Source organism: Brevundimonas sp. (genome assembly GCF_046299535.1).
Classification (GTDB): Bacteria; Pseudomonadota; Alphaproteobacteria; order Caulobacterales; family Caulobacteraceae; genus Brevundimonas.
The window spans coordinates 101,083-125,145 of record NZ_JBKBIB010000009.1 but is presented as its reverse complement, the minus strand read 5'-3'; the positions used below and the strand labels follow the sequence as shown (position 1 = coordinate 125,145).

The 24,063-nt window shown below is 67.4% G+C and carries 34 protein-coding genes, 2 tRNA genes and 1 other RNA gene; 25 read left to right on the top strand and 12 right to left on the bottom strand.

The window, feature by feature from the left end; translation table 11 throughout:
- Complete coding sequence (locus ACK4FB_RS09325) at positions 1 to 1,098, top strand: aldose epimerase family protein (RefSeq protein WP_409750994.1); 1,098 nt, start codon at positions 1 to 3, stop codon at positions 1,096 to 1,098.
- Between the two features lie 97 nt (positions 1,099 to 1,195).
- Here the strand turns inward: ACK4FB_RS09325 and crcB (ACK4FB_RS09320) are convergent, their stop codons facing one another.
- The 3 genes from crcB (ACK4FB_RS09320) to ACK4FB_RS09310 all read right to left on the bottom strand — a co-directional run bounded on the left by crcB (ACK4FB_RS09320) (position 1,196) and on the right by ACK4FB_RS09310 (position 2,232).
- On the bottom strand, positions 1,196 to 1,591 hold the full coding sequence (gene crcB / locus ACK4FB_RS09320) for a fluoride efflux transporter CrcB (protein WP_409750992.1): 396 nt from the start codon (positions 1,589 to 1,591) through the stop codon (positions 1,196 to 1,198).
- Entirely contained in the window at positions 1,591 to 2,001 is a 411-nt protein-coding gene (gene crcB / locus ACK4FB_RS09315) for a fluoride efflux transporter CrcB (protein WP_409750990.1), read from the bottom strand. Before crcB (ACK4FB_RS09315) ends, crcB (ACK4FB_RS09320) begins: the two co-directional genes overlap by 1 nt.
- Positions 2,002 to 2,158: 157 nt before the next feature.
- A tRNA-Gln gene (locus tag ACK4FB_RS09310) sits at positions 2,159 to 2,232 on the bottom strand.
- A 156-nt stretch (positions 2,233 to 2,388) separates the two neighbouring features.
- On the opposite strand from ACK4FB_RS09310, the gene ACK4FB_RS09305 reads away from it, so the two are divergent.
- Positions 2,389 to 2,465: transfer RNA gene (locus tag ACK4FB_RS09305), tRNA-Pro, on the top strand.
- Between the two features lie 60 nt (positions 2,466 to 2,525).
- Here the strand turns inward: ACK4FB_RS09305 and ilvC are convergent.
- On the bottom strand, positions 2,526 to 3,542 hold the full coding sequence (gene ilvC / locus ACK4FB_RS09300) for a ketol-acid reductoisomerase (protein ID WP_409750988.1): 1,017 nt from the start codon (positions 3,540 to 3,542) through the stop codon (positions 2,526 to 2,528).
- Here ilvC and ACK4FB_RS09295 point away from each other — a divergent pair.
- Positions 3,541 to 4,083 (top strand): DUF924 family protein, encoded by a 543-nt coding sequence (locus ACK4FB_RS09295; protein WP_409750985.1) that lies wholly within the window; start codon positions 3,541 to 3,543, stop codon positions 4,081 to 4,083. The two genes, ilvC and ACK4FB_RS09295, sit on opposite strands and share 2 nt — an antisense overlap.
- A gap of 572 nt (positions 4,084 to 4,655) precedes the next feature.
- Here ACK4FB_RS09295 and ACK4FB_RS09290 read toward each other — a convergent pair.
- Positions 4,656 to 5,027, bottom strand: coding sequence for a hypothetical protein (locus tag ACK4FB_RS09290; RefSeq protein ID WP_409750982.1), 372 nt, complete (start codon positions 5,025 to 5,027; stop codon positions 4,656 to 4,658).
- Between the two features lie 62 nt (positions 5,028 to 5,089).
- Between ACK4FB_RS09290 and ACK4FB_RS09285 the strand changes: the two genes are divergently transcribed.
- The 5 genes from ACK4FB_RS09285 to ACK4FB_RS09265 are packed head-to-tail and all read left to right on the top strand — an operon-like array spanning position 5,090 to position 8,073.
- Positions 5,090 to 5,953, top strand: coding sequence for a thymidylate synthase (locus ACK4FB_RS09285; protein WP_409750979.1), 864 nt, complete (start codon positions 5,090 to 5,092; stop codon positions 5,951 to 5,953).
- 25 nt (positions 5,954 to 5,978) lie between these two features.
- Positions 5,979 to 6,836, top strand: coding sequence for an alpha/beta hydrolase (locus ACK4FB_RS09280; protein WP_409750976.1), 858 nt, complete (start codon positions 5,979 to 5,981; stop codon positions 6,834 to 6,836).
- A gap of 4 nt (positions 6,837 to 6,840) precedes the next feature.
- On the top strand, positions 6,841 to 7,143 hold the full coding sequence (locus tag ACK4FB_RS09275; protein WP_409750973.1) for a phosphoribosyl-ATP pyrophosphohydrolase: 303 nt from the start codon (positions 6,841 to 6,843) through the stop codon (positions 7,141 to 7,143).
- Position 7,144: 1 nt separating this feature from the next.
- Positions 7,145 to 7,654 carry a dihydrofolate reductase gene (locus ACK4FB_RS09270; RefSeq protein WP_409750970.1) on the top strand — a complete coding sequence of 170 codons (510 nt, stop codon included), beginning with the start codon at positions 7,145 to 7,147 and terminating at the stop codon, positions 7,652 to 7,654.
- 41 nt (positions 7,655 to 7,695) lie between these two features.
- Positions 7,696 to 8,073, top strand: coding sequence for a hypothetical protein (locus tag ACK4FB_RS09265; RefSeq protein ID WP_409750967.1), 378 nt, complete (start codon positions 7,696 to 7,698; stop codon positions 8,071 to 8,073).
- Between the two features lie 7 nt (positions 8,074 to 8,080).
- Here ACK4FB_RS09265 and ACK4FB_RS09260 read toward each other — a convergent pair whose 3' ends face one another.
- On the bottom strand, positions 8,081 to 8,386 hold the full coding sequence (locus tag ACK4FB_RS09260; protein ID WP_409750964.1) for a hypothetical protein: 306 nt from the start codon (positions 8,384 to 8,386) through the stop codon (positions 8,081 to 8,083).
- 210 nt (positions 8,387 to 8,596) lie between these two features.
- Between ACK4FB_RS09260 and ACK4FB_RS09255 the strand changes: the two genes are divergently transcribed.
- Complete coding sequence (locus tag ACK4FB_RS09255; RefSeq protein ID WP_409750961.1) at positions 8,597 to 9,109, top strand: hypothetical protein; 513 nt, start codon at positions 8,597 to 8,599, stop codon at positions 9,107 to 9,109.
- Position 9,110: 1 nt separating this feature from the next.
- On the opposite strand, the gene ACK4FB_RS09250 is transcribed toward ACK4FB_RS09255, so the two are convergent.
- A complete protein-coding gene (locus tag ACK4FB_RS09250; RefSeq protein WP_409750958.1) occupies positions 9,111 to 10,184 on the bottom strand; it encodes an Mrp/NBP35 family ATP-binding protein in 1,074 nt (357 codons plus the stop codon).
- A gap of 52 nt (positions 10,185 to 10,236) precedes the next feature.
- Here ACK4FB_RS09250 and miaA point away from each other — a divergent pair, with 52 nt between their 5' ends.
- The 9 genes from miaA (at position 10,237) to ACK4FB_RS09205 (ending at position 15,873) form a co-directional block, all read left to right on the top strand.
- On the top strand, positions 10,237 to 11,133 hold the full coding sequence (miaA, locus tag ACK4FB_RS09245) for a tRNA (adenosine(37)-N6)-dimethylallyltransferase MiaA (protein WP_409750955.1): 897 nt from the start codon (positions 10,237 to 10,239) through the stop codon (positions 11,131 to 11,133).
- 178 nt (positions 11,134 to 11,311) lie between these two features.
- Positions 11,312 to 11,596, top strand: coding sequence for a hypothetical protein (locus tag ACK4FB_RS09240; protein WP_409750952.1), 285 nt, complete (start codon positions 11,312 to 11,314; stop codon positions 11,594 to 11,596).
- A 256-nt stretch (positions 11,597 to 11,852) separates the two neighbouring features.
- Positions 11,853 to 12,170 carry an autorepressor SdpR family transcription factor gene (locus ACK4FB_RS09235; protein WP_292106211.1) on the top strand — a complete coding sequence of 106 codons (318 nt, stop codon included), beginning with the start codon at positions 11,853 to 11,855 and terminating at the stop codon, positions 12,168 to 12,170.
- Positions 12,167 to 12,583, top strand: coding sequence for a hypothetical protein (locus ACK4FB_RS09230; RefSeq protein WP_409750949.1), 417 nt, complete (start codon positions 12,167 to 12,169; stop codon positions 12,581 to 12,583). Before ACK4FB_RS09235 ends, ACK4FB_RS09230 begins: the two co-directional genes overlap by 4 nt.
- A 74-nt stretch (positions 12,584 to 12,657) precedes the next feature.
- A complete protein-coding gene (locus ACK4FB_RS09225) occupies positions 12,658 to 13,632 on the top strand; it encodes a TraB/GumN family protein (RefSeq protein WP_409750946.1) in 975 nt (324 codons plus the stop codon).
- A 9-nt stretch (positions 13,633 to 13,641) separates the two neighbouring features.
- Positions 13,642 to 14,007, top strand: a transfer-messenger RNA (tmRNA) gene (ssrA, locus tag ACK4FB_RS09220).
- A 92-nt stretch (positions 14,008 to 14,099) separates the two neighbouring features.
- Positions 14,100 to 14,573 carry an SspB family protein gene (locus ACK4FB_RS09215; RefSeq protein WP_409750943.1) on the top strand — a complete coding sequence of 158 codons (474 nt, stop codon included), beginning with the start codon at positions 14,100 to 14,102 and terminating at the stop codon, positions 14,571 to 14,573.
- An 88-nt stretch (positions 14,574 to 14,661) separates the two neighbouring features.
- Positions 14,662 to 15,405, top strand: coding sequence for a C13 family peptidase (locus tag ACK4FB_RS09210; RefSeq protein WP_409750940.1), 744 nt, complete (start codon positions 14,662 to 14,664; stop codon positions 15,403 to 15,405).
- Positions 15,406 to 15,471: 66 nt separating this feature from the next.
- The gene (locus ACK4FB_RS09205; RefSeq protein ID WP_409750937.1) at positions 15,472 to 15,873 is read left to right on the top strand and encodes a GFA family protein; all 402 of its coding nucleotides are present in this window, start codon (positions 15,472 to 15,474) and stop codon (positions 15,871 to 15,873) included.
- Positions 15,874 to 15,879: 6 nt separating this feature from the next.
- Here the strand turns inward: ACK4FB_RS09205 and ACK4FB_RS09200 are convergent, their stop codons facing one another.
- Entirely contained in the window at positions 15,880 to 16,230 is a 351-nt protein-coding gene (locus ACK4FB_RS09200) for a RusA family crossover junction endodeoxyribonuclease (RefSeq protein WP_409750934.1), read from the bottom strand.
- Between the two features lie 79 nt (positions 16,231 to 16,309).
- On the opposite strand from ACK4FB_RS09200, the gene fumC reads away from it, so the two are divergent.
- The 4 genes from fumC to ACK4FB_RS09180 are packed head-to-tail and all read left to right on the top strand — an operon-like array spanning position 16,310 to position 18,502.
- The gene (gene fumC, locus ACK4FB_RS09195) at positions 16,310 to 17,701 is read left to right on the top strand and encodes a class II fumarate hydratase (protein ID WP_409750931.1); all 1,392 of its coding nucleotides are present in this window, start codon (positions 16,310 to 16,312) and stop codon (positions 17,699 to 17,701) included.
- A gap of 44 nt (positions 17,702 to 17,745) precedes the next feature.
- On the top strand, positions 17,746 to 18,003 hold the full coding sequence (locus ACK4FB_RS09190; RefSeq protein ID WP_409750928.1) for a type II toxin-antitoxin system CcdA family antitoxin: 258 nt from the start codon (positions 17,746 to 17,748) through the stop codon (positions 18,001 to 18,003).
- The gene (locus ACK4FB_RS09185) at positions 18,000 to 18,314 is read left to right on the top strand and encodes a CcdB family protein (RefSeq protein WP_409750925.1); all 315 of its coding nucleotides are present in this window, start codon (positions 18,000 to 18,002) and stop codon (positions 18,312 to 18,314) included. The genes ACK4FB_RS09190 and ACK4FB_RS09185 overlap by 4 nt, the downstream gene beginning before the upstream one ends.
- A gap of 5 nt (positions 18,315 to 18,319) precedes the next feature.
- Positions 18,320 to 18,502, top strand: coding sequence for a DUF4169 family protein (locus ACK4FB_RS09180; protein ID WP_409750922.1), 183 nt, complete (start codon positions 18,320 to 18,322; stop codon positions 18,500 to 18,502).
- On the opposite strand, the gene ACK4FB_RS09175 is transcribed toward ACK4FB_RS09180, so the two are convergent.
- On the bottom strand, positions 18,499 to 19,392 hold the full coding sequence (locus ACK4FB_RS09175) for a DMT family transporter (protein WP_409750919.1): 894 nt from the start codon (positions 19,390 to 19,392) through the stop codon (positions 18,499 to 18,501). The two genes, ACK4FB_RS09180 and ACK4FB_RS09175, sit on opposite strands and share 4 nt — an antisense overlap.
- Before the next feature lie 136 nt (positions 19,393 to 19,528).
- Between ACK4FB_RS09175 and ACK4FB_RS09170 the strand changes: the two genes are divergently transcribed.
- Positions 19,529 to 19,939, top strand: coding sequence for a YbaY family lipoprotein (locus ACK4FB_RS09170; RefSeq protein ID WP_409750916.1), 411 nt, complete (start codon positions 19,529 to 19,531; stop codon positions 19,937 to 19,939).
- On the top strand, positions 19,940 to 20,164 hold the full coding sequence (locus ACK4FB_RS09165) for a ribbon-helix-helix domain-containing protein (RefSeq protein ID WP_409750913.1): 225 nt from the start codon (positions 19,940 to 19,942) through the stop codon (positions 20,162 to 20,164). It begins immediately after the preceding gene.
- Between the two features lie 51 nt (positions 20,165 to 20,215).
- Here the strand turns inward: ACK4FB_RS09165 and ACK4FB_RS09160 are convergent, their stop codons facing one another.
- The gene (locus ACK4FB_RS09160) at positions 20,216 to 20,536 is read right to left on the bottom strand and encodes a hypothetical protein (protein WP_409750910.1); all 321 of its coding nucleotides are present in this window, start codon (positions 20,534 to 20,536) and stop codon (positions 20,216 to 20,218) included.
- Positions 20,537 to 20,547: 11 nt separating this feature from the next.
- Positions 20,548 to 20,733: a hypothetical protein gene (locus ACK4FB_RS09155; RefSeq protein WP_409750907.1), complete on the bottom strand. Its 186-nt coding sequence runs from the start codon at positions 20,731 to 20,733 to the stop codon at positions 20,548 to 20,550.
- A gap of 138 nt (positions 20,734 to 20,871) precedes the next feature.
- Between ACK4FB_RS09155 and ACK4FB_RS09150 the strand changes: the two genes are divergently transcribed.
- The gene (locus ACK4FB_RS09150; RefSeq protein WP_409750905.1) at positions 20,872 to 23,202 is read left to right on the top strand and encodes an ATP-dependent helicase; all 2,331 of its coding nucleotides are present in this window, start codon (positions 20,872 to 20,874) and stop codon (positions 23,200 to 23,202) included.
- On the opposite strand, the gene ACK4FB_RS09145 is transcribed toward ACK4FB_RS09150, so the two are convergent.
- On the bottom strand, positions 23,203 to 23,967 hold the full coding sequence (locus tag ACK4FB_RS09145; protein WP_409750902.1) for a hypothetical protein: 765 nt from the start codon (positions 23,965 to 23,967) through the stop codon (positions 23,203 to 23,205).
- Positions 23,968 to 24,063 lie beyond the last annotated feature (96 nt).

The window sequence follows — 24,063 nt, the reverse complement described above, 5'->3', positions numbered from 1 at the left end:
ATGCCCGATGCGGACAGGACCCGGTTCGGCGTCACCCCGGACGGGGAGGTCGTGGAGCGAGTCACCCTGCGCAACGCCGGGGGCATGCAGGTGGACGTCATCACCCTGGGCGCGTCCCTGCAGGGCGTTCAGGTTCCCGACCGCGAGGGCCGCCTCGGCCATGTGCTGCTGGGCCACGAGACGCTGGAGCCCTATGTGCGCCAGCCCCACTTCATGGGCGCCTGCGTCGGGCGCTACGCCAATCGCATCGGCGGCGCCGCCTTCTCCCTGGACGGCCGCCCCTTCCACATCACCGCCAATGAAGGCGCCAACGCCCTGCACGGGGGCGTTCTAGGACTGGACAAGGTCGTCTGGCGCATTCGGTCGGCGGACCAGCATCAGGTGGTGCTGCGCCATGTCAGCCCCGACGGAGACCAGGGTTTTCCCGGCGAACTGACCATCACCGCCACCTATCGGCTGGATCCGGGCGTCGACCAACTGGACCTGATCCTGGAGGCGGTCACCGATGCGTCGACCGTAGTGTCGCTTGCACCCCACGGCTATTTCAACCTGGCCGGGGCGGACGGCGACCGGGACGTAATGGATCACACCCTGACCCTGGCCGCCTCCGCCTATACGCCGGTGGACGAGGGCCTGATCCCCACGGGCGAGATCCGCCCCGTGGACGACACGCCCTTCGACTTCCGCACCGCCCGACGCATCGGCGACCGTGTGCGGGACGCTCATGATCCGCAAATCCGCATCGGCCGCGGCTATGATCACAATTTCGTCCTCGACGACGGGCGGACCGACACGCCCACCTTCGCCGCACGGCTTGTGGATCCTTCCTCCGGCCGAAGCATGGTGTTGCTGACCACAGAGCCCGGACTGCAGTTCTATTCAGGCAACTTCCTGACCGGAGCCCTGATCGGTCGGGACGGCGCCGCCTACGGGCAGGGCCAGGGTCTTTGCCTGGAGTCCCAGAATTTTCCCGACGCGCCGAACCAGCCTGGTTTCCCGTCCTCACGCCTTGATCCGGGCCAAACCTACCGCCACCACACCATCTGGCGGTTCTCCTCGGACAATCAGGACGTCACCTCCCGAACCGGGCCGGAGTGACGCCCGGTGCGCAGATCGCTCATTCGCGCGACCGACAGGCGAGTGAAAGTCCCGTCTCCGAAGCCGCGGGCGCATGCTCCCGACGAGCACTTCCGTTTCAACGGTTCAGCCGCGCGCCTGCGCGCCAGCCCAGCCATACAGCAACCATCCACAGCACGACCGAAGCGCAGACATTGAACGCAGCCAGATGATAGGCCCCGTCCTCAATGAAGAATACGGTCTCAAGGCTGAAGATCGAAAACGTCGTGAAACCCCCGCAAAATCCGGTGATCATGAAGTGTTTCGCCGCCGGGCCTGCGGTCAGCCGTCCGCCTGGCCCGGTCAGGGTTGCATAGAGACCGATGAGGAAAGAGCCTGCGAAATTGACGGCAAGGGTGCCCAGGGGAAGGCCGTATCCAGGAAAGGTCAGAAGCCCGACGGAACATAGAAATCGGGCGACGGCTCCCAGAGCGCTGCCGAGCGCCACGGCGCCATGGATCTTCACAGATTCCATCACCCTGTCCCCTCCAGAAAGCGAAGCGTCCAGGCATAGCCGAGCGCCGCAGAGGCCACGCAGAGCGCAAGAGACCCGATCACATTGCCCCCAGCCAGCCAGGGCTTGTTGGTGCGCAGGAGCGTCAGGGTCTGCAGGGAGAAGGATGAAACGGTCGTGTAGCTACCCAGAATGCCTATGACGAGCCCGGACCAGACCGGGCCATGGTTCGCGACATGGGTTTCGGGAGCGAGCAGAACGCCGGCCAGAACGCCGATCAGGGCGGCGCCGGAGACATTCACCACCAGCGTGCCCCAGGGAAAGTCTTCCCCGAAACGGCGCGCGATGATCCCGGAGACCCCGAACCGCGCCACCCCGCCGATGGCCCCGCCGACCGCGATGACGAGGATCTGTATCAGTGTGAGGGTCATGTACGATCGCGAAAGAGCCAGGCGCCCGGGACAGTCCCCTTCAGACCAGTCATCTGGACTCGCGAAGCCGAAAGCAAGACCTGGTCCTGAGGACGGCCGCCACGATGAGGAGCTTGAGGCGAAGGGAGGCGAAAGCGCTGAAACCGTTATGAGAGAATGGCTGGGGAACTAGGACTCGAACCTAGAATGACGGTACCAAAAACCGTAGTGTTACCATTACACCATTCCCCAGCAGGATCGGCGCGGCCCAGCGGGGAACGCCGGGGAGGCGGTCGAATACGCCAAGGCGTTTTCGGATGCAACACCGCTTTTGAAGGCTTTTTCGCAGCGGCGAAGAACGGCGCTTGCGGGCGCCGGGGCCCGTGGTTATAAGCCGCGTCCTCAAGTCGGAGTGTGGCTCAGTCTGGTAGAGCACCGCGTTCGGGACGCGGGGGTCGCAGGTTCGAATCCTGCCACTCCGACCATTATCCTTGCCCTACCGCCCGGCGCGCGGCGCCTCGCTGGTTGAGGGCGAGATGTTCCCTTCAGTCTTTCGCCCGCGCCGCCACGGCGTTCAGGTGGGCGCCGACGGCCTCGATGGGGCGTTGGCCCAGGGCCTTGCGGCGGGCGAGAAGCTCGGGCGATCCGGCGTCGTAGTCGGCCATGAGGCGGCGGACGAAGGCGCCCTCGCGGACTTCGGAGAGAACATCGTCCATGGCCTTGCGCGAGGCGTCGTTGATGACGCGGGGGCCGGTCAGATAGGCCCCGTACTCGGCGGTGTTGGAGATACGGGCGAAGGCCCCGGCGATGCCCCGCTCGAACATCAGGTCGGTGACCAGCTTGACCTCGTAGAAGCACTCGAACCACGCCACCTCGGGCGGATAGCCGGCGTCCACCAGCTTCATGAAGGCCTGGTCGATCAGCTCGCCCACGCCGCCGCACAGGACCACCTGTTCGCCGAACAGGTCGCTTTCGCACTCGTCCTTCATGGTGGTCTCGAGGATGCCCTTGCGGCCGCAGCCCAGCGCCGCGGCGTAGGACAGGCCCAGCCCCCTCGCCTGCCCTGTGGCGTCCTGATGCACGGCGAACAGGCAGAAGACCCCGTCGCCCTGTTCGTAGATCTCGCGAATGCGCGGCCCGATGCCCTTGGGCGAGGCCAGAATCACGTCCACGTCCGGCGGCGGCTGGATCAGGCCGAATCGCACCGACAGGCCGTGGGCGAACACCAGGGCGGTCCCCGGCCGCACATGGGGCGCCAGCTCGTCGGCCCACAGGTCGCGGTGGGCTTCGTCGGAGACCATGATCGCCAGCACCTCGGCCCACGCCGCGGCCTCGGACGCCGTGACCACCTGAAAGCCGTCGGCCTCGGCCTTCGCCCGGGTGGCGGAGCCGGGCTTCAGCGCCACGCGGATGTCGGCGACGCCGGAGTCGCGCAGGTTCAGGGCGTGGGTGCGGCCCTGGCTGCCGTAGCCGATCACGGCCACCTTGCGGGCGCGGATGATCGACAGGTCGCAGTCGCGGTCATGGAAAACGGGCAAAGGCGTGCTTAGGTGTTCAGTCATGAGCACAGACATAACCCCTTCCGCCGTCGTCGCCTTCTGGAAAGAAGCCGGTCCCGAAAAGTGGTTCGCCAAGGACGACGCCTTCGACGCCGAGTTCCGCCGCCGCTTCCATGACGCCCATGTGGCCGCCGCCCGGCGCGCGCTGGACGACTGGATGGAGACGCCCGAGGGCGCCCTGGCCCTGCTGATTCTGCTGGACCAGTTCCCGCGCAACAGCTTCCGGGGCACGGCCCACTCGTTCGCCACCGACCCGCTGGGCCTGATGTTCGCGGAACAGGCGGTTGAGCGCGGCCACCACGAGGCGTTCGAGTTCCCCCTGCGCAACTTCCTCCTGTTGCCGTTCCAGCACTCGGAGCGGCTGGAGGATCAGGACCGCTACATGGCGCTGGCGGCCGGGGACGCCGAATCCGAGAAGTGGGGCAAAATCCATCGGGACATCATCGTGAAGTTCGGGCGTTTTCCCCATAGAAATCCGGAACTTGGACGGACCACCACACCCGAGGAGCAGGCCTTTCTGGACGACGGCGGGTTCGGGAGCTGAGTGAGACTCCGGGCGCGAAAAACAGTGCAACGGGAGTGCAATTCTGCCTTGTCATCCCGGCCGGAGCGAAGCGGAGAGCCGGGACGGCGTGTCCTTGATGCTGCCGCCCGGACAACCGTGAGGCTAGGCCGGGCGACAGGGTGAACCCTTGGCCCGGATCGTCGGGCTGCGCCGTCCGGGCCTTGGCAGTATCTCTCCGTCCCGTCCCGGATAGCGCCTGCGGCGCTTCCGGGATGACAAGGTGCCTTAGACTCCCGCGGCGAAAAACAGTGCAATTGGAGTGCAACGTTCCCTTCTCACCCGCTCACCCCAGCGAAGGCTGGGGTACAGAGGCGGGCGCGGGGGTTGGCGTTTGCAGCGGCCAAGTGTCCGAAACCTGGCCTTATGACCTGGATCCCCAGCCTTCGCTGGGATGAGCGTATGTATGGGGCGCCTCCTTTCCAAGCTCGAACCCGGCCTTGGGAGAGAGTCTAGAGCCGCCCCGGGAGCGGCGGCGCAAAGAGGCGGTTGCTGGATCGAAATCCCTTGTCCCAAGCGGCATTGACCCGCTGAAATGCGGGGATTAGCCGGTGTCAGAGGCCGTTTTCGGCAGCCCAGCGGTCCACGGCGCGGCGGGCGGCGAAGAGGCTCATGCCCGGATTGGCGGCGCGCACGGCGTCGGCGGCCTCGTTGCGAGCCCCCTGTCGGACGTGGTGCTTGGCGGCGCCGGGCAGGTCGGCCTCGTCCACGGCCACGCCGCCGCGCTCATAACGGCGGGCCCGTTCCACCGTGTTGTCGGCGCGGATGTTGCGGCGTCGACGGTTGCCGATGCGCTGGGGATCCTTGCGAGTGTGGGATCGGCCCATGAGGTAGCCGATCAGGAACACAGCCGTCAGGGCGACGATCGACACCAGATTGATGTTCGCGGCCAGGGTTTCCAAAGCGTCCACAAGCGCCTCCGTCATGTTGTGCATCAAGGGTACAGGAGGCTAACCCCCCACACCGCGAATCGGTTCTGTATGGCGTCATGAACGCCCTGGCCGCCATCGCTGACCCTGAAGCCCGCACCGGCGCGACGCCGGCGCCCGCCGACCATCCCGAGTTCCAGTATCTTGGCCTGTTGCAGGACATTCTGCAAAACGGCGTGGAGCGGGGCGACCGCACGGGCACCGGCACGCTGGGCGTGTTCGGCCGTCAGATGCGGTTCGATCTGTCGAAGGGCTTTCCGCTTCTGACCACCAAGAAGCTGCATCTGCGCTCGATCATGGTGGAGCTGCTGTGGTTCCTGCGCGGCGAGACCAACATCGCCTGGCTGAAGGACAACGGGGTCAGCATCTGGGACGAATGGGCGGATGCGCAGGGCGAGCTGGGCCCGGTCTATGGCAAGCAGTGGCGGTCCTGGTCCGCGCCGGACGGGCGGGTCATCGACCAGATCACCCGCGTGGTCGAGAGCCTGAAGACCAACCCCAACAGCCGACGCCACATCGTCACCGCCTGGAACCCGGCGGACGTGGACGACATGGCCCTGCCGCCCTGTCACTGTCTGTTCCAGTTCTTTGTCGCCGACGGCAAGCTGAGCTGCCAGCTGTACCAGCGGTCCGCCGACGTGTTTCTGGGGGTGCCGTTCAACATCGCCTCCTACGCCCTGATGACGCTGATGATGGCGCAGGTGACGGGGCTGAAGCCCGGCGAGTTCGTGCACACCTTCGGCGATGCGCACCTGTATCTGAACCATCTGGATCAGGCGAAGCTGCAGCTGACCCGCGATCCGCGCCCCCTGCCGACCATGACGATCACGCCCCGGGACGACCTGTTCGCCTTCGGGCGGGAGGATTTCGTGCTTGAGGGCTATGACCCGTGGCCGCACATCAAGGCGGCGGTGGCGGTCTAGACGCCGCCCCACCCTGGAGAGCTTCATGTCCATTCGCTCTGTTCTGGCCGCTCTTGTGATCCTGACCGCGCCGGTCGCTCCGGCGATGGCGCAGCAGCCCGCACAGGCGGCCGCTCCGGCCGAGATCACGCCGGACGTCATGCAAATCCCCGCGCCAGACGGACGTTCGATTTCGATCAGCGTCTGGACCGCGACGGACGAACGGGGCGTGGTGGTGTTCAGCCACGGCTTCAACGGCGCGCCCGCGGCCTATCAGCGGCTGCTGGCGGCTTGGGCCGGGCACGGCTTCACGGTGATCGCGCCGCTGCATGTGGATTCCCTCCAGCACCCCGACCATGGGGACTATGACAATGTCGCGGCCTTCTCGACCCGGCTTATGGATCTGGCGGTGGCGCGCGCCATGGCCGGTCAGGCCCATCCCGAAAAACCCTTGATCGTGGCGGGCCATTCATTCGGGTCGCTGATGTCGGCGATCCAGGCCGGGGCCGTGACGGCGGCGGGGCCCATGGGCGATCCGGCGGTTCAGGGCGTGATCGCCTTTTCGTCGGCGGGAAGCCTGCCCGGCGTGGTGACGCCAGATACCTATGCGACCCTGACCGCGCCGTTTCTGATGATCACCGGTGATCGCGATGTGGTGCCGGGTTATGTGACCGACTGGCGGGACCATCGCGCGCCCTTTGACCTCAGCCCCGCCGGCGACAAGATCCTGATGGTTTTCGAGGGCGCGGAACACGATCTGGTGGCCGCAGCGGACGACGCCGCATTCGCCGTGATCCTGCGGGCGACGCAGGCCTTCCTCGACGCCCACGCCCTGAACGATGCCGAAGCGCAGGCGCAGCTTGACGCGCTGGCCGCATCCGGCGTCACGGTGGAACGACGTTGAAGTCATGACACTCGAGGAATTGTCTGCATCCGTCCTGCGCATCTCCGACATCTACGCCCGGGAACACGGCATCGAGCGGGACCGTGACTGGGCGCTGCTGAAGATGCAGGAGGAGCTGGGCGAGCTGACCGCCGAGCATCTGCGGCTGTCCTCGCGGGCGCGGGGCGCGGGCGATCCGGCGGCGCTGGCCGACGAGGCGGCGGACGTGCTGGGCATGCTGCTGATCTATTGCGACCGGGCGGGCATCGACATCGAGGACGCCATGCGGCGCAAGTGGCTGAAATGGCTGGAACAGGACGCGGCCTGAGATGATTCCCCTGTCCATTGTTGTGGCGCGCGCCCGGAACGGCGTGATCGGGCGGAACGGCGACCTGCCGTGGCGTCTGCGCTCCGACCTGAAACGGTTCAAGCAGATCACCATGGGCAAGCCGTGCATCATGGGGCGCAAGACGTGGGACAGCCTGCCGCTGCGCCCCCTGCCCGGCCGGCTGAATCTGGTGCTGACGCGGGACTCCTCGTTCGAGGCTGCGGGGGCGGTCGCGTGCGAGAGCTTCTTCGAGGCGGTCGAGATCGCCGCCGAACAGGCCGAGGAGGAAGGCGCGGAGGAGATCTGCGTGATCGGCGGCGCAGCCCTGTTCGAACTGGCCCTGCCCCGCGCGAAACGGCTGTACATCACCGAGGTGGACGCGGAGCCCGAGGGCGAGGTGCTGTTCCCCGCCTTTGACGAGAGCGCCTGGATCGAGGCAGCGTCAGAGCAGCACGAGGCGGGCGAGGCGGACGATCACGGCTTTGCTTTCCGCTTGCTGGAACGGCGCTGAGGCCGTCATATAACGGCGTTTCATTCCTCAGGAAGGCCTGAATGCGCCGGTGGATCCTACCCCTGCTTCTGATCGCCACCCCAGCGGCGGCGGACCTGCCGCCCCATGTCTATGAGCAGGAACGGGCCGAGGCGGCCCATGTGCTGGTCATTCAGGTCCAGTCGTCGGAAGGCCTGGCGGAAAACGTCAGCCAGGGCGCCTGCCGGATCGAGGCGGTGATCACCGGGGTCGAGCGGGGCGACCGCCAGACCGGCGACACGCTCTCCCTGACCCTGCCGTGCGAGACCCCCGACTACGTCCCGCCGCCGGGGGGCTTCACCGGCTACCGGATGCACAGGCTGCTGGAAGTCCGGACGGCGCGGGTCTGGCTGGACGCCGACGGGGCGCTGGTGCTTCGCGGGTTCGACTCCCTGGACTGACCTCGGGTCAGGACGGGCAGCGGCGCAGCCTTCGCGCGCAGAGGCCTCCGCGCGCGCCGAGCACGGCTTTCAGCTGTGCGGCCGACAGGCGCGCAAGGGAGCCGATGGCGAACATCATGAGGGCCATGAAAGCCAGCAGGGCGCCGATGGAGACGCGGTCGGCCACGTCATGACCGCCCACCCCGAACACGCCCAGCGCCAGAGCCGCGCCCAGCAAACCCAGCGTGCCGAGCAGCGCCATGATCCATGTCGCGCGCCACAGGAACAGCGTCGCGATCCCCAGACGGGGCCGGTTCGCCAGCCATTCAATCACTTTCGGATCCATTATCCGGTCCCCCTGACAGGCCAGTATCGCTCCAGAACGAACAACGATCCGTGAACGAAACAGGCGACGCCTGAGTCCAGATAGGAAGCGGCGGAAAAAAGGCCAGAGGCTGGAGACGCAGATGTGTCACTGTTCGGCGGGCCCGATTACAGGCCCGATTACAGGCCCGATTACAGGCCATGGGGCGGGGAAGCTGAGATGGGTGCTTTCAACTGGCTGACCGGCAGCCGGGCGGCGCCTCCGGGCGTGGCGCGCGAGCCGGCGGCGGCCCTGCGCAAACGGTTGCTGGGGCTGAATCGGGACACCGCGCCCTGGACGGTCCGCGACGGCGGGCCGGAGGGGGTCGATCTGGTGGCCGAGTGGCGGATCGTCGACGCCGAATGGTACGAAATCTTCGCCAGGGCCGGGACCCGGCGGGTTTTCAAGATGCTGATCAGGTTCGATGAGGCAGCGGGCGTGGTCCGCTCCAGCGATCAGGCGTGGTCGGTGGAGTGGCGGGCGGGGACGCCCGAGCTGTCGCTGGCGGGATCGGCGTTCCGGGGGCAGCAATGGGAAATGAGCTTCGAGCGCGTTTACGCCTTCCGCGAGGACGGCTCGTGGGGCGAGGTCTACAGCTACAAATTCAACACCGGCGAGATCAAGGGACCGCTGAAGGCCGCCGTGGCCGAGGCGGGCTGGGGCTGGAAGGGCGTGGCGTTCGGAAAGCTGTGAGCTAGACGCCGAGAACGTCCGCGACCCGCGCCGCGACGACGGCGAAGCGGCGGGCGGCGAGGCCATCGGGCTCGGCCGCGACCAGCGGGCGGCCCGCGTCGCCGGACTCGCGCACGGCCGCGTCCAGGGGAATGTCGCCGAGGAAGGGCACGCCCAGCCGGTCGGCCTCGGCCTCGGCGCCGCCGCGGCCGAAGACATCGCCGGACATGTTCTCGATCAGGCCGAGGGTGGGGACATTGACCCGGTCGAACAGGGTTTTCGCGCGGCGGGCGTCAGCCAGCGCCACTTCCTGCGGCGTGGAGACGATGACGGCGCCGTCCAGGGGCGTCTTCTGGATCAGGGTCAGCTGGACGTCGCCGGTGCCGGGCGGCAGGTCGACCACCAGCACGTCCAGCGGCTGATCCTCCGTGCCCCAGCGGGTCTGGGTCAGCATCTGGGTGATGGCCTGGCTGGCCATGGGGCCGCGCCAGATCATGGCGTCGTCCGCCGCCATCAGCAGGCCCACGGACATGGCCTTCAGGCCCCAGGCCTCGTGCGGGACCATGGCGCCGTCCTCATAGGCGGGCTTGCCGGAGATCCCCAGCATGGTGGGGGCGGAGGGGCCGTAGACGTCGGCGTCCAGCAGGCCCGTGCGCAGGCCCCGCGCGGCGAGGGCGCAGGCCAGATTCACCGACACGGTGGACTTGCCCACCCCGCCCTTGCCGCTGGCCACCGCCAGCACGCGGCGCACATGGGCGGGCCGGTCGGTGGGGACCGGGGCCCTGGCGCGGCCCTGATCGGCGGCCTGGGGCGACAGGCTGGCGGTGCGGCGGCGGGGCGCGGGCGCCGCCACGGCCTCGGCGGTCAGGACCACGGAGACGCGGGCCATGCCGGGGATGGCCTTGAGCGCCGCCTCGGCCGCGTCGCGGACGGGAGCGTACAGCGCCGTGTCGCCGGCGGGGACCTCCAGCGCGAAACCGGCCCGGTCTTCGGCCACCACCAGCCCCTGCACCAGCCCGGCGGCCATCAGCCCCTGCCCGCTCTTGGGGTCGGTGACGGCGTCCAGGGCGGCGATGACGGCGGCGCGGTCGGGCAAGGAGTCTCTCCGGCGGGTTGCTTACAGGGCGTGCGTCGTCATATCGGGTGTCATGGCCCGGAACCAAGCGCCGATCTCCCCCGTCACCCTGATCGGGGGCGCCACAGCCTCGGGCAAGTCGCGCCTGGCGCTGGACCTGGCGCGTGAGACGGGGGCCGTGATCATCAACGCCGACAGCCAGCAGTTGTACGCCGACCTGCGCGTGCTGACCGCCAGGCCGGGGCCGGACGAGGAAGCGCAGGCCGAGCACCGGCTGTACGGCGTGGCCGATGCGGCCGAGGCCTGGTCGGTTGGCAAGTGGTTGCGGGCGGCGGAGGCGCTGTTGAACGACGACGGCGCCGGCGGGCGGCCGGTGATCGTCGTGGGCGGCACGGGGCTTTATTTCAACGCCCTGACGCGGGGGCTGGCCGACGTGCCGCCGGTGCCGCCCGAGGTGCGCGCGGCGCTGGACGCCCGCTTCGCCGCCGAGGGCGAGGCGGCGTTCCGGCGGGCGCTGGCCGAGGTGGACGCCCCTTCCGAAGCCGCCATCGAGGCGGGCGACCGGCAAAGGCTGGTGCGGGCGCTGGCGGTGGCGCAGGTGGCGGGGCGCCCCCTGTCGGCCCTGCGCGCCGAGACCCGGCCCGTGCTGGCGCCCGGCGCCTATGAGGCCCTGGTGGTGGAGCCGGACCGCAAGACGCTCTATGCGGCCTGCGACACGCGGGTTTCGGTGATGATGGCCAACGGGGCGCTGGAGGAGGTCCGCGCCCTGATGGCGCGGGACCTGCCCCACGGCCTGCCGATCATGAAGGCGGTGGGGGTGCGTGAACTGGGCGCGCATCTGCGGGGGGAACTGTCCATGGACGACGCGCTGGACATCATGCGCCAGGCCACCCGCAACTACGCCAAGCGGCAGCTGACCTGGTTCCGGAACCAGACGCCGGACTGGCGCAGGGTGCTCCCGCCTGCCTGATCAGGCGTGGGGCGCAAGGGCGGATTGGGGCACGCTCAAGCCCGTCCCCGACAACGGCCTCCCCCATTGGACGGCGTCGAAATGGTTGTGCTTGCCAAGGGACGAAACCTTCCCTTATGTGAACATCGCTTACTCAACCTTGGTCAGCGATCCAGCGACCGTGTTCCCGGAGTATTTCATGCTGACCGCCGCCCTGGTTTCCCTCACCCTCGCAGCCTTCGCCCAGCCCGCGCCGAGCCCGGATACGGCAAACCCCCGGGGCAACTCGGCCGAAGAGCGCTCCGAACGCCAGGAAGACGCTGATCGGATGATCTGCCGCCGGGAGCACGTGGTCGGCAGCAATCGCCCGCAGCGCGTGTGCATGACACGGGCGCAATGGGACGCCATTCGCGACCAGTCGCGGGAAACCCTGCGCGAAACTGATCGCGGCGCCCCCCAGGAGCTTCCCGGCACGCCGGGTTAAGTCGGCCAGGGGTTCGGGCAGCCTTCCACGCCTCGTTTTCGCTCAGCTTGATCCAGTCATACTCGCCCTGACCTGACGGTCAGGGCTTCGCTCCACAGCGCGCGCAGCCCCGTTTCCTGAGAGGCGCCTCCCCGCGGGGCTGTGTCACCTCCGTGGGCATAACCGCCCGGGGCCTCGTCGGGCATGCGCAAGACGCGCGGCGGCGGGCCTGATTTCGGCGGTTGACATATTTTGATGATTAGCTAATTATCGATTCATGAGCTCAGTCTTCAAAGCCCTCGCAGACCCGACGCGCCGCAAGGTGCTGGAGCTGCTGCGCGTCCACCCCATGACCGCCGGGGAGCTGTGCGAACACTTCCCGGTGTCAAAGCCCACCATGTCGGCCCACTTCAACGTGCTGAAGGAGGCCGACCTGATCGACGCCAGCAAACAGGGCACGACCATCACCTACCGGATCAAGCTGTCGGTGCTGGAGGACGCCCTGCTGGGCTTCGCCCAGGCGCTGGGCATCGGTCCGGACGCTGATCCCGCCAAGGCGGATCGAACCACGCCTGAACAAGGAACAGGATCATGAAACGCCTTCTTCCCTCCATCTTGCTCGCCGCCGGTTTTCTCATCGCGGCCGCTGGCCTGAAATACGCAGAGAGCGTCGGTCTGGTCGGCGACGACATGGCCCAGCGGGCCGTCCAGGTGATGATCGGCCTGATGCTGGCCGGCTTCGCCAATGTCGCGCCCAAGCGGATCGGTCCCCAGCGGATGTCTCGCGAGGCCGAGGCCCGGATGCAGACGGCCCGCCGGATCGGCGGCTGGTCCTTGACCCTTGCCGGGCTGGCCCATGCCGGACTCTGGGCCTTCGCCCCTGTCGACTTCGCCGTGACCGCCGCCATGATCCTGGTGGGGTCCAGCCTCGCCATCGCCATCGGTTACGCCATCTGGGCTTGCCGCAACCTGGGCGCACCGGCGTCCGAAGCGGCCAAAGGCTCCTGAGCCGCCGCCGTCGCTGACAGACGGCCCTCTCGGCGGCGCCCCGCCGCCTGAACCTCACCCACAGGATCATTCCCATGACGCATCAACATCGCGGCGAAAGCCGTGCGCGCACCCGCATGTCCGCCGCCTGCCGACTGGCGGTGGCCGCGACCCTGACCATCGGCCTGTTTCAATGGCCCGCCGGGGCGGCCCGGGCCCAGACGCCCGCGCCCCGGGAAGCCCCATCGCCCGTTCAGGCGGCGGCCCCAAACCCCGCCCTCTGGGTCGTGCGCGACGCGGATTCCACCGTCTACCTGTTCGGAACCGTGCATTTCCTGCGCCCGACGACGGCATGGGAATCGCCTCGCGTAACCGCGGCTTTCGACAGCGCCGACCTGCTGGTGCTGGAAGTCGCCGATCCGAACGATCAGGCCGCCCTTCTCCCGCTGATCCAGCGGCACGGCCTGGCGCCGGACACGCCGCTATCCAGCCTGCTCACGGCGGAGGAACTGGCCACCCTGGATTCGGCGGCGAGAACCATCGGCGCCAGCGCCGCAGCCCTGGACGGCCTGCGCCCCTGGCTGGCCAGCGTGACCCTGTCGGCCTCCAGCCTCGTTCGGGCCGGCTATGATCCCGGATCCGGGGCGGACCTGATCCTGCGCGCCCGCGCCGAAGCTGCGGGCATACCGATCGCGGGCCTCGAGACGCCAGAAGACCAGATCCGGATGCTGGCGGGCTTTCCCGACGCGGGCCAATTGACATTCCTGCGCCGCACACTGGCCGAGTTCGACAACGCCCTGACGGTCCCGGACCAGCTGGTGGAGGCCTGGGCGACCGGCGACGTGGAAGCGATCCAAGCCCTCGCCGTCACACCCATGCGTCTTGAGAGTGAGCTGATTTACCAGACCGTTCTTGTTGAGCGGAATCTCCGGTGGACGGACAGGATCGAGACCCTGCTGGAGGGATCAGGCACAGCCTTCATCGCGGTCGGGGTGCTGCATCTGATTGGCGACGACAGCGTGCCGGCCATCCTGCGTTCGCGCGGTTTGGACGTTGTGGTCGCGCCCTAGGACGCACGCCCTCTTGGAACCCCGCCCCCGATCGCCTATATTGGTTCCGTCCGGGTTCGCCCGGACTATAGCGATAAACGCGCTTGTAATAAGCGGACCGGACCCGGGTGCGATTCCCGGCGGCTCCACCATCTTTCTCCCCGCGTTATCGGCGGAGGCAGCATGGGGCCGACTAGCATCGACGGACGTGTAAAGAAGATTGCTTTCGCTCGTCCTGGCCCACCGTATCGGGCCTTTATCTAAATGCGAACGATAACTTCGCTGAGGAATACGCCGTCGCCGCGTAATGCGGTTCCGGTATTTCCGACCTAAGTCCTGAGGGTTCAGATCCTCAGGCGGGGCCCGGGAGGCGCCTGGCAACAGAAGCCTCCCACTTTACCCTGAATTGAACTTTCGCCGCGCCTCCGCCGCCGCTATCACTCCGCCACGGGGGTCACGCTGACCCTTTCGGGTTTTGCGGAGACGACATGGCCGAGACGCCGGTGCGCGACGAGATGGGCTATGAAGCCATGGCCCAGAACGCCCTGAGGGGTGTCGTGCGCGCCGCGCTTGAGCGGGCCGCCATGCCCGAAGGCCTGCCCGGCGAGCACCATTTCTACATCACCTTCAAGACCCGGGCGAAGGGCGTGTCCGTCCCCCCCGACGTGTCCGAGAAGTACCCGGACGAGATCACCGTGGTGATGCAGCACCAGTACTGGGACCTGACCATCGACGACGAGGGCTTTTCGGTGCTGCTGAAGTTCGGCGGCCAGCCCAAGAAGCTTGTGACGCCGTGGACCGCCGTGGTGCGCTTCTATGATCCCAGCGTGCAGTTCCTGCTGCAGTTCGAGGCGCCGGAGACGCCCACCGAGCCGGAGCCGGAGGAAAAGCCGGTAACAGCCGCGCCGCCCGTGGATGACGGCCCCAAGGTCGTGTCGCTGGACCAGTTCCGCAAGAAATAGACGCACGCCGCCCGGCGCTGCCCGATTGTTCCTCTTTTCATCGCCGCCGCCGTCGCTAGGGTAATGACGCTGGAGGGATGGGATGCGGGTGTTTCGCTGTCTTTCGATCTTGCTCTGCGCCCTGGCGCTGACCACGCCCGGAGCAAGGGCGGAGTCGGGCGATTTCGACGACTGGTCCGCCGTGATCATCGCGGGGGACTGGACCGACAGCCGCGGACGGCCGATCCAGGCCTTCGACAACGCCCTGCGGGACCTGACCGCGGCCTTTGAGCAAGCCGGCTTCGATCCTGAGCTGACGGCGGCCTATTCGCTGCGTCCCGACGGCGGCGTCAGCGTCCGCACCGCGATCGAGGGCGCGACGACGGTCGCACGGCGGGGAAGCGGCGGCTGCCTCGTCTATTTCACCTCCCACGGCGCGCCCGGCGAGATCGTGTTCGGACCGGGTGGACAGCTGGAGCCCGGACCGATGAACGCCCTGATCGGCAGCTGGTGCGGGCATCGGCCTACGGTCGTGGTGGTGTCTGCATGCTATTCGGGCAGCTTCATGGGGGCGCTGTCGCGGCCGAATCGCATGGTGATCACGGCGGCGCGCGCAGATCGGGCGTCTTTCGGCTGCAGCGAGGACTCGGACTATCCCTATTTTGACGGGTGCGTGATCCAGTCGCTGGACGCGGCCACGGACTTCATCGCCCTGGCCGGCGAGACCCAACGGTGCGTCGCCGAGCGTGAACGGGCCGAGGGCCTGACGCCGCCGTCCGAGCCTCAGGTCTTCATCGGCGCGACCATGCAGTTGCTGATGCCCACGCTGCGGTTCCAGCGGTCGCCGGATTGACCGGATTTCGCTGGCCTGACGACAAGGCCTATGCGAACGTATGGGGAACAGCGTATGAGGGGAGTGATGACGATGCCAAGCGGTGGATGCCATTGCGGCGCGGTACGCTACGAGATGCCGGCGCAGGTGGCGCACCATACGCTGTGTCACTGCACCGACTGCCGCCGGGCCAGCGGCGCGCCGGCGGTGGCCTGGGCCATGGCGGCGATGGATCAGGTGACGATAACCGGCGACCCTGTCACCTACGCCTCATCGGAGCACGGCCGACGGCTGTTCTGCGGCGCCTGCGGGAGCAGCCTGTTCTACACCAATGACGTCGTGTTCCCCGGCATGATCGACGTGCAGAGCGCAACCCTCGACAATCCGGACTCCATTCCGCTGGGTGCCCAGATCCAGACGGCCGAGCGGATCGGCTGGATGGGGCATCTGGAGGAGCTTCCAGCGTTCGAACGATATCCGGGAGGCTGACACCGGTCAGCGGGGCCGCACGGCGATGGTGATGCGCTCGCGCTCGCCCTCGTTCCGTTCGACCAGCAGGCGGGCCACCTGGGCGTCGTCGTGGAACAGATAGCCCTTGATGGCGTCCAGCAGGGCCTTGGCCAGATTGTCCAGATCGATGTGCGGCGGCTCGCCCACATGCTCCATGCGGATGTCCACGGCGAAGTCGCCCCATGAGGGGCGCGAGGACCATTCCTTGCGCATGAACTCATAGACCAGCGGCTTGTAGTATTTGGCCTGGGTGGTCAGGCCGTCGATCATGATCTCGACCACGTCGCCGCGCTCGCGGGCGCGCACCTTGCCGGTTCCGGTCCAGTCCTGATCCATCGCGTCCTCGGCTTGCCCCCTGCGGTCTGCGTGCTACACCGCCGCGCACCTTCCCGCCATGCCTGAACACGAGCGCATCATGACCAAGACCCGGACAGAATCCGACACCTTCGGCCCCATCGAGGTTCAGGCGGACCGCTACTGGGGCGCCCAGGCGCAGCGCAGCCTCGGCAACTTCAAGATCGGCTGGGAGAAGCAGCCCCTGCCGATCGTGCGGGCGCTGGGGATCGTCAAGCGCGGCGCCGCCGAGACCAACATGGCGCTGGGCCGGCTGGACAAGGACCTGGGCAAGGCCATCGTCCAGGCCGCCGACGAGGTGATCGAGGGCAAGCTCAACGGCCACTTCCCGCTGGTGGTCTGGCAGACCGGCTCGGGCACCCAGTCCAACATGAACGCCAATGAGGTGATCTCGAACCGCGCCATCGAGATCCTGGGCGGCGAGATGGGCTCCAAGAAGCCGGTCCACCCCAACGACCACGTCAACATGAGCCAGTCGTCCAACGACACCTATCCCACGGCCATGCATGTGGCCTGCGCGGAAGAAGTGGTGCATCGGCTGGTCCCGGCGCTGCAGACCCTGCGCAACGCCCTGAACGACAAGGCCGAGGCGTGGAAGGACATCATCAAGATCGGCCGCACCCACACCCAGGACGCCACGCCCCTGACCCTCGGTCAGGAATTCAGCGCCTATGTGCAGCAGGTGACCAAGGGCATCGAGCGGATCGAGAGCACCCTGCCCGACCTGATGCAGCTGGCCCAGGGCGGCACCGCCGTCGGCACCGGGCTGAACGCCCCCGTCGGCTTCGCGGAAGGCGTGGCGGACAAGATCGCCCAGATCACCGGCCTGCCCTTCACCACCGCCCCCAACAAGTTCGAGGCCCTGGCCGCCCACGACGCCATGGTCATGACCCACGGCGCCATCAACACGGTGGCCGCATCGCTGTTCAAGATCGCCAACGACATCCGCTTCCTGGGCTCCGGTCCCCGGGCGGGTCTGGGCGAGCTGGCCCTGCCCGAGAACGAGCCGGGCAGTTCCATCATGCCGGGCAAGGTCAATCCCACCCAGTGCGAGGCCCTGACCCAGGTGTGCGTGCAGGTGTTCGGCAACCACGCGGCGATCACCTTCGCCGGATCGCAGGGGCATTTCGAGCTGAACGTGTTCAATCCGGTGATGGCCTACAACTTCCTGCAGTCGGTGCGCCTGATGGCCGACGCGGCGATCAGCTTCACCGACAACTGCGTCGTGGGCATCGAGCCGCGGCGGGACAACATCCAGAAGGGCGTGGAGAACAGCCTGATGCTGGTCACCGCCCTGAACGCCAAGCTGGGCTACGACGCCTGCGCGAAGATCGCCAAGACGGCCCACAAGAACGGCACCACCCTGCGCGAGGAGGCCGTCGGCGGCGGCTATCTGACCAATGAAGAGTTCGATGAATGGGTGCGGCCCGAGAAGATGATCGCGCCGGGGTGAGGGCTGCAGTGGCGGGCCGGAGCGTTTCGACGTAATCTGGGCCCATGGGCAAGGTGGACCTGAACATCGAAATCGACGCCGACCTGCTGGATCAGGCTCGTCGGCTGGATATCGACATCGAGCAAGCGACGGCTGACGGCCTGCGCCGCGCACTGGTCGCCCGAAAGAACGCGACCCTGACCGACGCCGAGCGCGCCGCCGATGCTGGCGTGTGGGCCGCCGAAAACGCCGACACGCTCGAGGGCTATCGCCGCCGGGTCGAACGCGACGGCGTGTTCGGTGAAGACTTCCGAACCTGGTGATCCGTCAGTTTTCCGTCTTTAAGAATCCGTCGCCGCGTTCGCGGGAGGCGGCGCCGTTCATCGTCGTCATGCAGTCCCATTTTCTCGAGGCCATGCATACGGTCCTCGTCGCGCCCCTGATCCGCGAAAGCGGAAGTGGCGACTTCAGTCGCGTCTCCATTGGCGTACGTCTGCTGGATGAAGACCTTCATCTGTCGCTGGCCGAAATGGCGCCCATACGTCGCCGGGATCTCGGGCAGCCGGTGGCGGACCTTGGGGTCTATGAGGACGACATTCGCCGGGCGCTCGACCGGCTGTTCACGGGGTTCTGAGGACGATGGCGGGCGAGATCATCAATCTGAACAAGGCGCGCAAGGACCGGGCGCGGGCCGAGGCGAAGGCGACGGCCGCCGCCAACCGGGCCGCGTTCGGGCGCACGAAGGGCCAGAAGGACGCAGCGCGGATCGAGGCGGAGCGGCTGAAGCGCGATCTGGACGGGGCCAGACGCGAGGATGATTAGGCGGCGGACACCCGCGGCGCCTTGATCAGCAGCATCTGTCCCGCCAGCACGAGGGCCAGCCCGGCGAAGGCGGCGATGCCGAAGGTCGCGCCCTCGAACAGCACCGACACCAGCATGGCCACCGGCGGCGTCAGAGCCGAGATATAGGACGCCAGGGCATAGCCCCGCGCCCGCGCCAGGGTGAAATACAGCAGGAACGCGACCACCGAGCCCAGCATGGAGAGGTGCAGCAGCGACAGCATGTAGCGGGGCGTGAACTCGAACGCCCATTCCACCCCGATGGCCAGGCCGAACAGGGCGAGGAACGCCGTGCCGTAGGCCATGGCCCAGGCGGTGGCGGGAATGACCGGGGCGGCCGCGGTCTGGACCTTCCAGGCGAACACATTGCCCACGGCCGAGGCGCTGACGGCGATCAGGGCGAAGGTCAGGCCGACCATGGCGCGCTGGTCCATGCCGGCGCGCAGCAGCTCGGAGGCGAACAGCACGCCGACACCGAGGATGCCCAGCCCGGCGCCCGCCCAAGCCAGAGGCGCGGCCTTCTGGCGGGCCACCACCCGGAACAGCACCAGATTGAGGAAGGCCAGGGCGGCGAAGATCACCGCCACCACGGCCGAGGCCACCCGCTCCTCCGCCCAGTAGACGAAGGCGTAGCCGATGGTGAAGACGAACAGCCCCTGCCCCATGAGCGCCAGATGCTGAGCCCGGGTCATCTTCAGGGAGCGGCGGGTCACAAGGCACCCGGCGAAGATCACCGCCGCCGCGATGCCGAAGCGATAGGTCACGGAGGCCACAGGATCGACCGTGCCAAACTGCAGGGTAATGGCGTACCAGGTCGTGCCCCAGATCAGGGCGCAGATGAGGACGCAGGCAAGGGCGACGGGGCGGGACACGAAGGGCGATCTCGAGCGTTTCAGGGGGACGGGGACGCCCCGATAACACCCCTGCCCCGCCGCGTCCCATCACAAGCGGAACCGGAATGTATCCGGCGTCCGAATGCCGCTAGACTGCTTTCAAGGAGACCTGACCATGCGCCTGAACCCCCTGATGCTCGCCCCCGCGGGAGTTGTTATGGCCCTGTCCGCTTGCGCCACCGTCCCCGCAGACCGGGCCGAGGTGACGGGAACCGCCGCCTATCGCGAGCGCATCCTGCTGCCCCCCGGCCATGTGCTGACGGTTCGGCTGGAAGACGTCAGTCTGGCCGATGCGCCGTCGCGGACGCTGGCCGAACAGGTCACGCCGCTGGAGGGCCGCGGGCCGCCCTACGCCTTCAGTCTGGCCTATGACCCGGCCGATATCCGCGCCAACCATAGTTATGCGGTCCGGGCGGAGATCCGCGATGCCGATGGTCGTCTGCGCTTCACCACCGACACCCGCCATTCGGTCATCACAGCCGGCGCGCCCATGAGTGTCGACATCATGATGGTGGCGGTCCCCTAGGTGTCGACGCTGAAGAAGCGCTCCGTACAGCTCTCCGGCCACGCCACCTCGGTGGCGCTGGAGCCGGAGTTCTGGGCGGTTCTGGACGAGATCGCCGCCCATGACGGCCTGACTCCGCCCGCCCTGCTGGCGCGTATCGACGCCGAACGAGGACGCCGGCCGCTGGCCTCGGCCTGCCGTATCACGGCGCTGGACTGGCGGACCCGTCATCCGGCAAGGCCATAGAAAAGCGCCCCGGCCACACGGACCGGGGCGCCATCTTATCATTCTGCGCGACTATTGAGCCGGAGCCGGAGCCGGAGCCGGGTCTGCCGCGGGCGGAGCCGGCACGGGATTGGCCGGCGGCTCCATATTGGGCATTTCCGGCATCTGGACGTTGATGTCCACGTCGCGGTCTTCCGGGGTCGGGGTCATGGCGCCGCCGGACCACATCACCCAGGCGATGATCGCCACCAGAACCACCAGTCCGCCGACGATGAAGGCGAGACCCGCGCCGCCGGACTTCTTCGGCGGAGGCGCCGGATTGTGATTGTGGACGGTCGTCTGGGCCCGGGTTTCTTCAGGCGGCGGGGCCGGGGGCATGTTGGGATCGGTCATTTGAGTTCTCCTTAGTCAGCAGCCGGGGCGGAAGGCGCATCAGGAACGCTGATTTCCACATCCACGTCCCGCGTCGGGGCTTCGACGGCGCCGCCGCCCGAGAAAAGGAACCAGCCGATGATGATGACCACCACCACAAGTCCCCCGACGATGAACGCCAGCCCGGCGTTGCCGCCGCTCTTGCCTTCGTCCGCCATGATGGAATCCTCCCATTGTGTTCTGATGGAGCCGAAACGGAATCCAAGCCTTGCGGTTCCCTGCGGTCGCGCTGGCGCGTCGGCGCGTGCTACTTATGTTCTCCCTTTTCGAATCCGCATCAGGCAGCCTTCCGTTTCGTGACCGATCTTCCGTCTCCCCGCATTTCCGACCTGGCCCGCGCCCGTCCGCCCGAAGGCGCCCCGCAAGGCGCCGGCGACTATATGGCCGGGCTCAATCCCGAACAGCGGCTGGCGGTCGAGACCACCGAGGGGCCGGTGCTGGTGCTGGCGGGCGCGGGCACGGGCAAGACGCGGGTGCTGACCACGCGGCTGGCGCACATCCTGGCCACGGGCAAGGCGCGGCCGTGGGAGCTGCTGGTGGTCACCTTCACCAACAAGGCCGCGCGCGAGATGCGCGAACGGATCACCCACCTGATCGGCCCGTCTGCCGAGGGCCTGCGCTGGCTGGGCACGTTCCACAGCGTCGCCGCCCAGATCCTGCGCCGCCATGCGGAGCTGGTGGGCCTGAAATCCAGCTTCACCATCCTGGACATGGACGATCAGGAGCGGGTGCTGAAACAGCTGCTGGAAGCGGCGAACATCGACACCAAGCGGTGGACGCCCCGGTCCCTGTCCGGGATGATCGACCACTGGAAGAACCGGGGCTGGACGCCGGACACCCTGCCGGCGGGGGAAGATTTCGCCAACGGCAAGGGCAAGGGTCTGTACGCCGCCTATCAGGCGCGGCTGGTTTCGCTGAACGCCTGCGATTTCGGCGATCTGCTGCTGCACAACCTGACCATTCTGGGCAAGAATCCGGATCTGGCCGAGGAGTACCGGCGGCGGTTCAAATACATTCTGGTGGACGAGTATCAGGACACCAACGTGGCCCAGTACCTGTGGCTGCGGCTGCTGTCGTCCTCCACGGGCAACGTCTGCTGCGTCGGCGATGACGACCAGTCCATCTATGGCTGGCGGGGCGCCGAGGTGGACAACATCCTGCGCTTCGAGCGGGATTTCCCGGGCGCCAAGGTGATCCGGCTGGAGCGCAACTATCGCTCCACCTCGCATATTCTCGGGGCCGCCTCGGGCCTGATCGAGGCCAACAAGGACCGTCTGGGCAAGACCCTGTGGACCGAAGCGGACGGCGGCGAGAAGGTGCGGGTCCAGGGCGTCTGGGACGGCGAGGCAGAAAGCCGCCTGATCGCCGACGAGATCGAGACCCAGCGCCGCGCCGGCCGCAAATACAGCGACATCGCCATTCTGGTGCGCGCCTCGTTCCAGATGCGGGCGTTCGAGGAGCGGTTCGTCCTGCTGGCCATTCCCTACACCGTCGTGGGCGGGCCGCGCTTCTTCGAGCGGGCCGAGATTCGCGACGCCCACGCCTATCTGCGCCTGATCCAGTCCGAGGATGACGATCTGGCTTTCGAGCGCATCGTCAATACGCCCAAGCGCGGCATCGGCGACACCTCGGTGCAGAAGATCCTGGCCATCGCCCGCCAGCACAATCTGTCGGCCCTGACCGCCGTGCGCGGCCTGATCAATACGGACGAGCTGCAGGCCCGCACCCGCACAGCCCTGTCCAATTTCGTGCGCGATCTGGACCGCTGGCGGGCCATGGCGGCCACCGTGACCCATGGCGAGCTGACCGAGACCATCCTTGAGGAAAGCGGCTACACCGACATGCAGCGCGCTGACCGGGCCAGCGGCCAGACCCGTCTGGACAACCTCAAGGAGCTGACCCAGTCCATGCAGGCCTTCGACAGCCTGCAGGCCTATCTGGAGCACGTCTCGCTGGTCATGGATCTGGACCGGGGCGCGGGCGAGGACGCGGTGCAGATCATGACCCTGCACGCCGCCAAGGGGCTGGAGTTCCCTCTGGTGTTCCTTCCCGGCTGGGAAGAAGGGGTGTTCCCGTCCCAGCGCAGCATCGACGAGAAGGGCGAGAAGGGTCTCGAGGAGGAACGGCGCCTCGCCTATGTGGGCGTCACACGCGCCCGTGAGGAAGCACGCATCAGCTTCGCCGCCAACCGTCTGGTGTACGGCCGATGGACCAGCCAGCTGCCCAGTCGCTTCGTGGACGAACTGCCCATCGACCATGTGCAGGCCGAAAGCGACACCGGCTACTACGGCGCCGGGCCGGGTCTGAAGGAAGCCAAATCCCGCTGGGACGACACGCCGGTGTTCGGCGCCGGATACTCCAGCCCCGGCTGGAAGCGCGCCCAGAGCTTCACCGCCTCCACCACGCCCCGCGACCGCATGGCGCGCAATGCTGTCATCGAGGGCAAGGGCCGCCTGATCGCCACGGGGGACCCCAAGGCCTCGTCCAACTGGGCGCGGGGCGAGCGCGTTTTCCACCAGAAGTTCGGCTATGGCGCGATCCGCGCCATCGAGGGCAACAAGCTGGTGGTGGACTTCGAAAAGGCTGGTGAGAAGAAGGTGATCGATACCTTCGTGGAGAAGACCTGATCAGGCCGGGCGCAACGCGGCCAGCAGATCGGGATGTTTGTCGAGATACCTCAAGGCGTCGCGGCGAAGCGACGCGATCTCGGGCTTCAGATACGGCTCGATGCCTCCATCGTCACCACGCAGCCGCGCGAACACCGCCAGGGCGAAGGCCCAGCTTCGTGGTGAGAGATAGCCCGAAGATTGCCAGGACCATCCCTGACTGAAGGCGTCCCCGTGCTGGCTGAAGCTGAACGCCGCATTGGCCCCGAACAGACCCAACCCCGCATAGGCGACCGCAAGGTCGGTCATAAGTTCATGGGTCTCGTCCTCGACAAGTTCCTCGTGGCTGGCGAGCAGGTAGTGCGCCAGTTCATGAGCCAGGGTCGCGACCAGATCACCGGGCCGATCAACGAGCTCGGGTGAGTAGGTGACCACCACCCTTCCATCCGCCTCGACACGGAACGTTCCCGCCGGGGCGTCAACGGGCGCCGTGGACACGAACTCGGCGATCCGCTCGCCTCCCCGCCGTTCCGTCTGCGCCTCGAGTGAAACGGGCCACGCGTCCATGCCCATGACGGATTTCACGCAGGCGAAGACGTGCTCGGCCCGGGCGTGGCCGGTCGCTTCGGTCGGGGGAAAGAACTCTCGCGTGGGCAGGACGACGGGCGTTTCCAAAAGAGAGACCTGCGCACCGAGCCGTTGGATCAGAAGCCCCCAGGTCTCGAGGTGCCAGTGCTCCACGTCAGGGTCGAGAAACGCGCCCTTGCCAAACAGCCGCTTCAGCATGAAGCCCCTCCCCTCTTGAACTTGTGAAGAGTTGCACAGGTGGATACGGCCGAACAACGGCCACGCTTTCCAGTTAGGCGGGCGCGCTGAATTCGG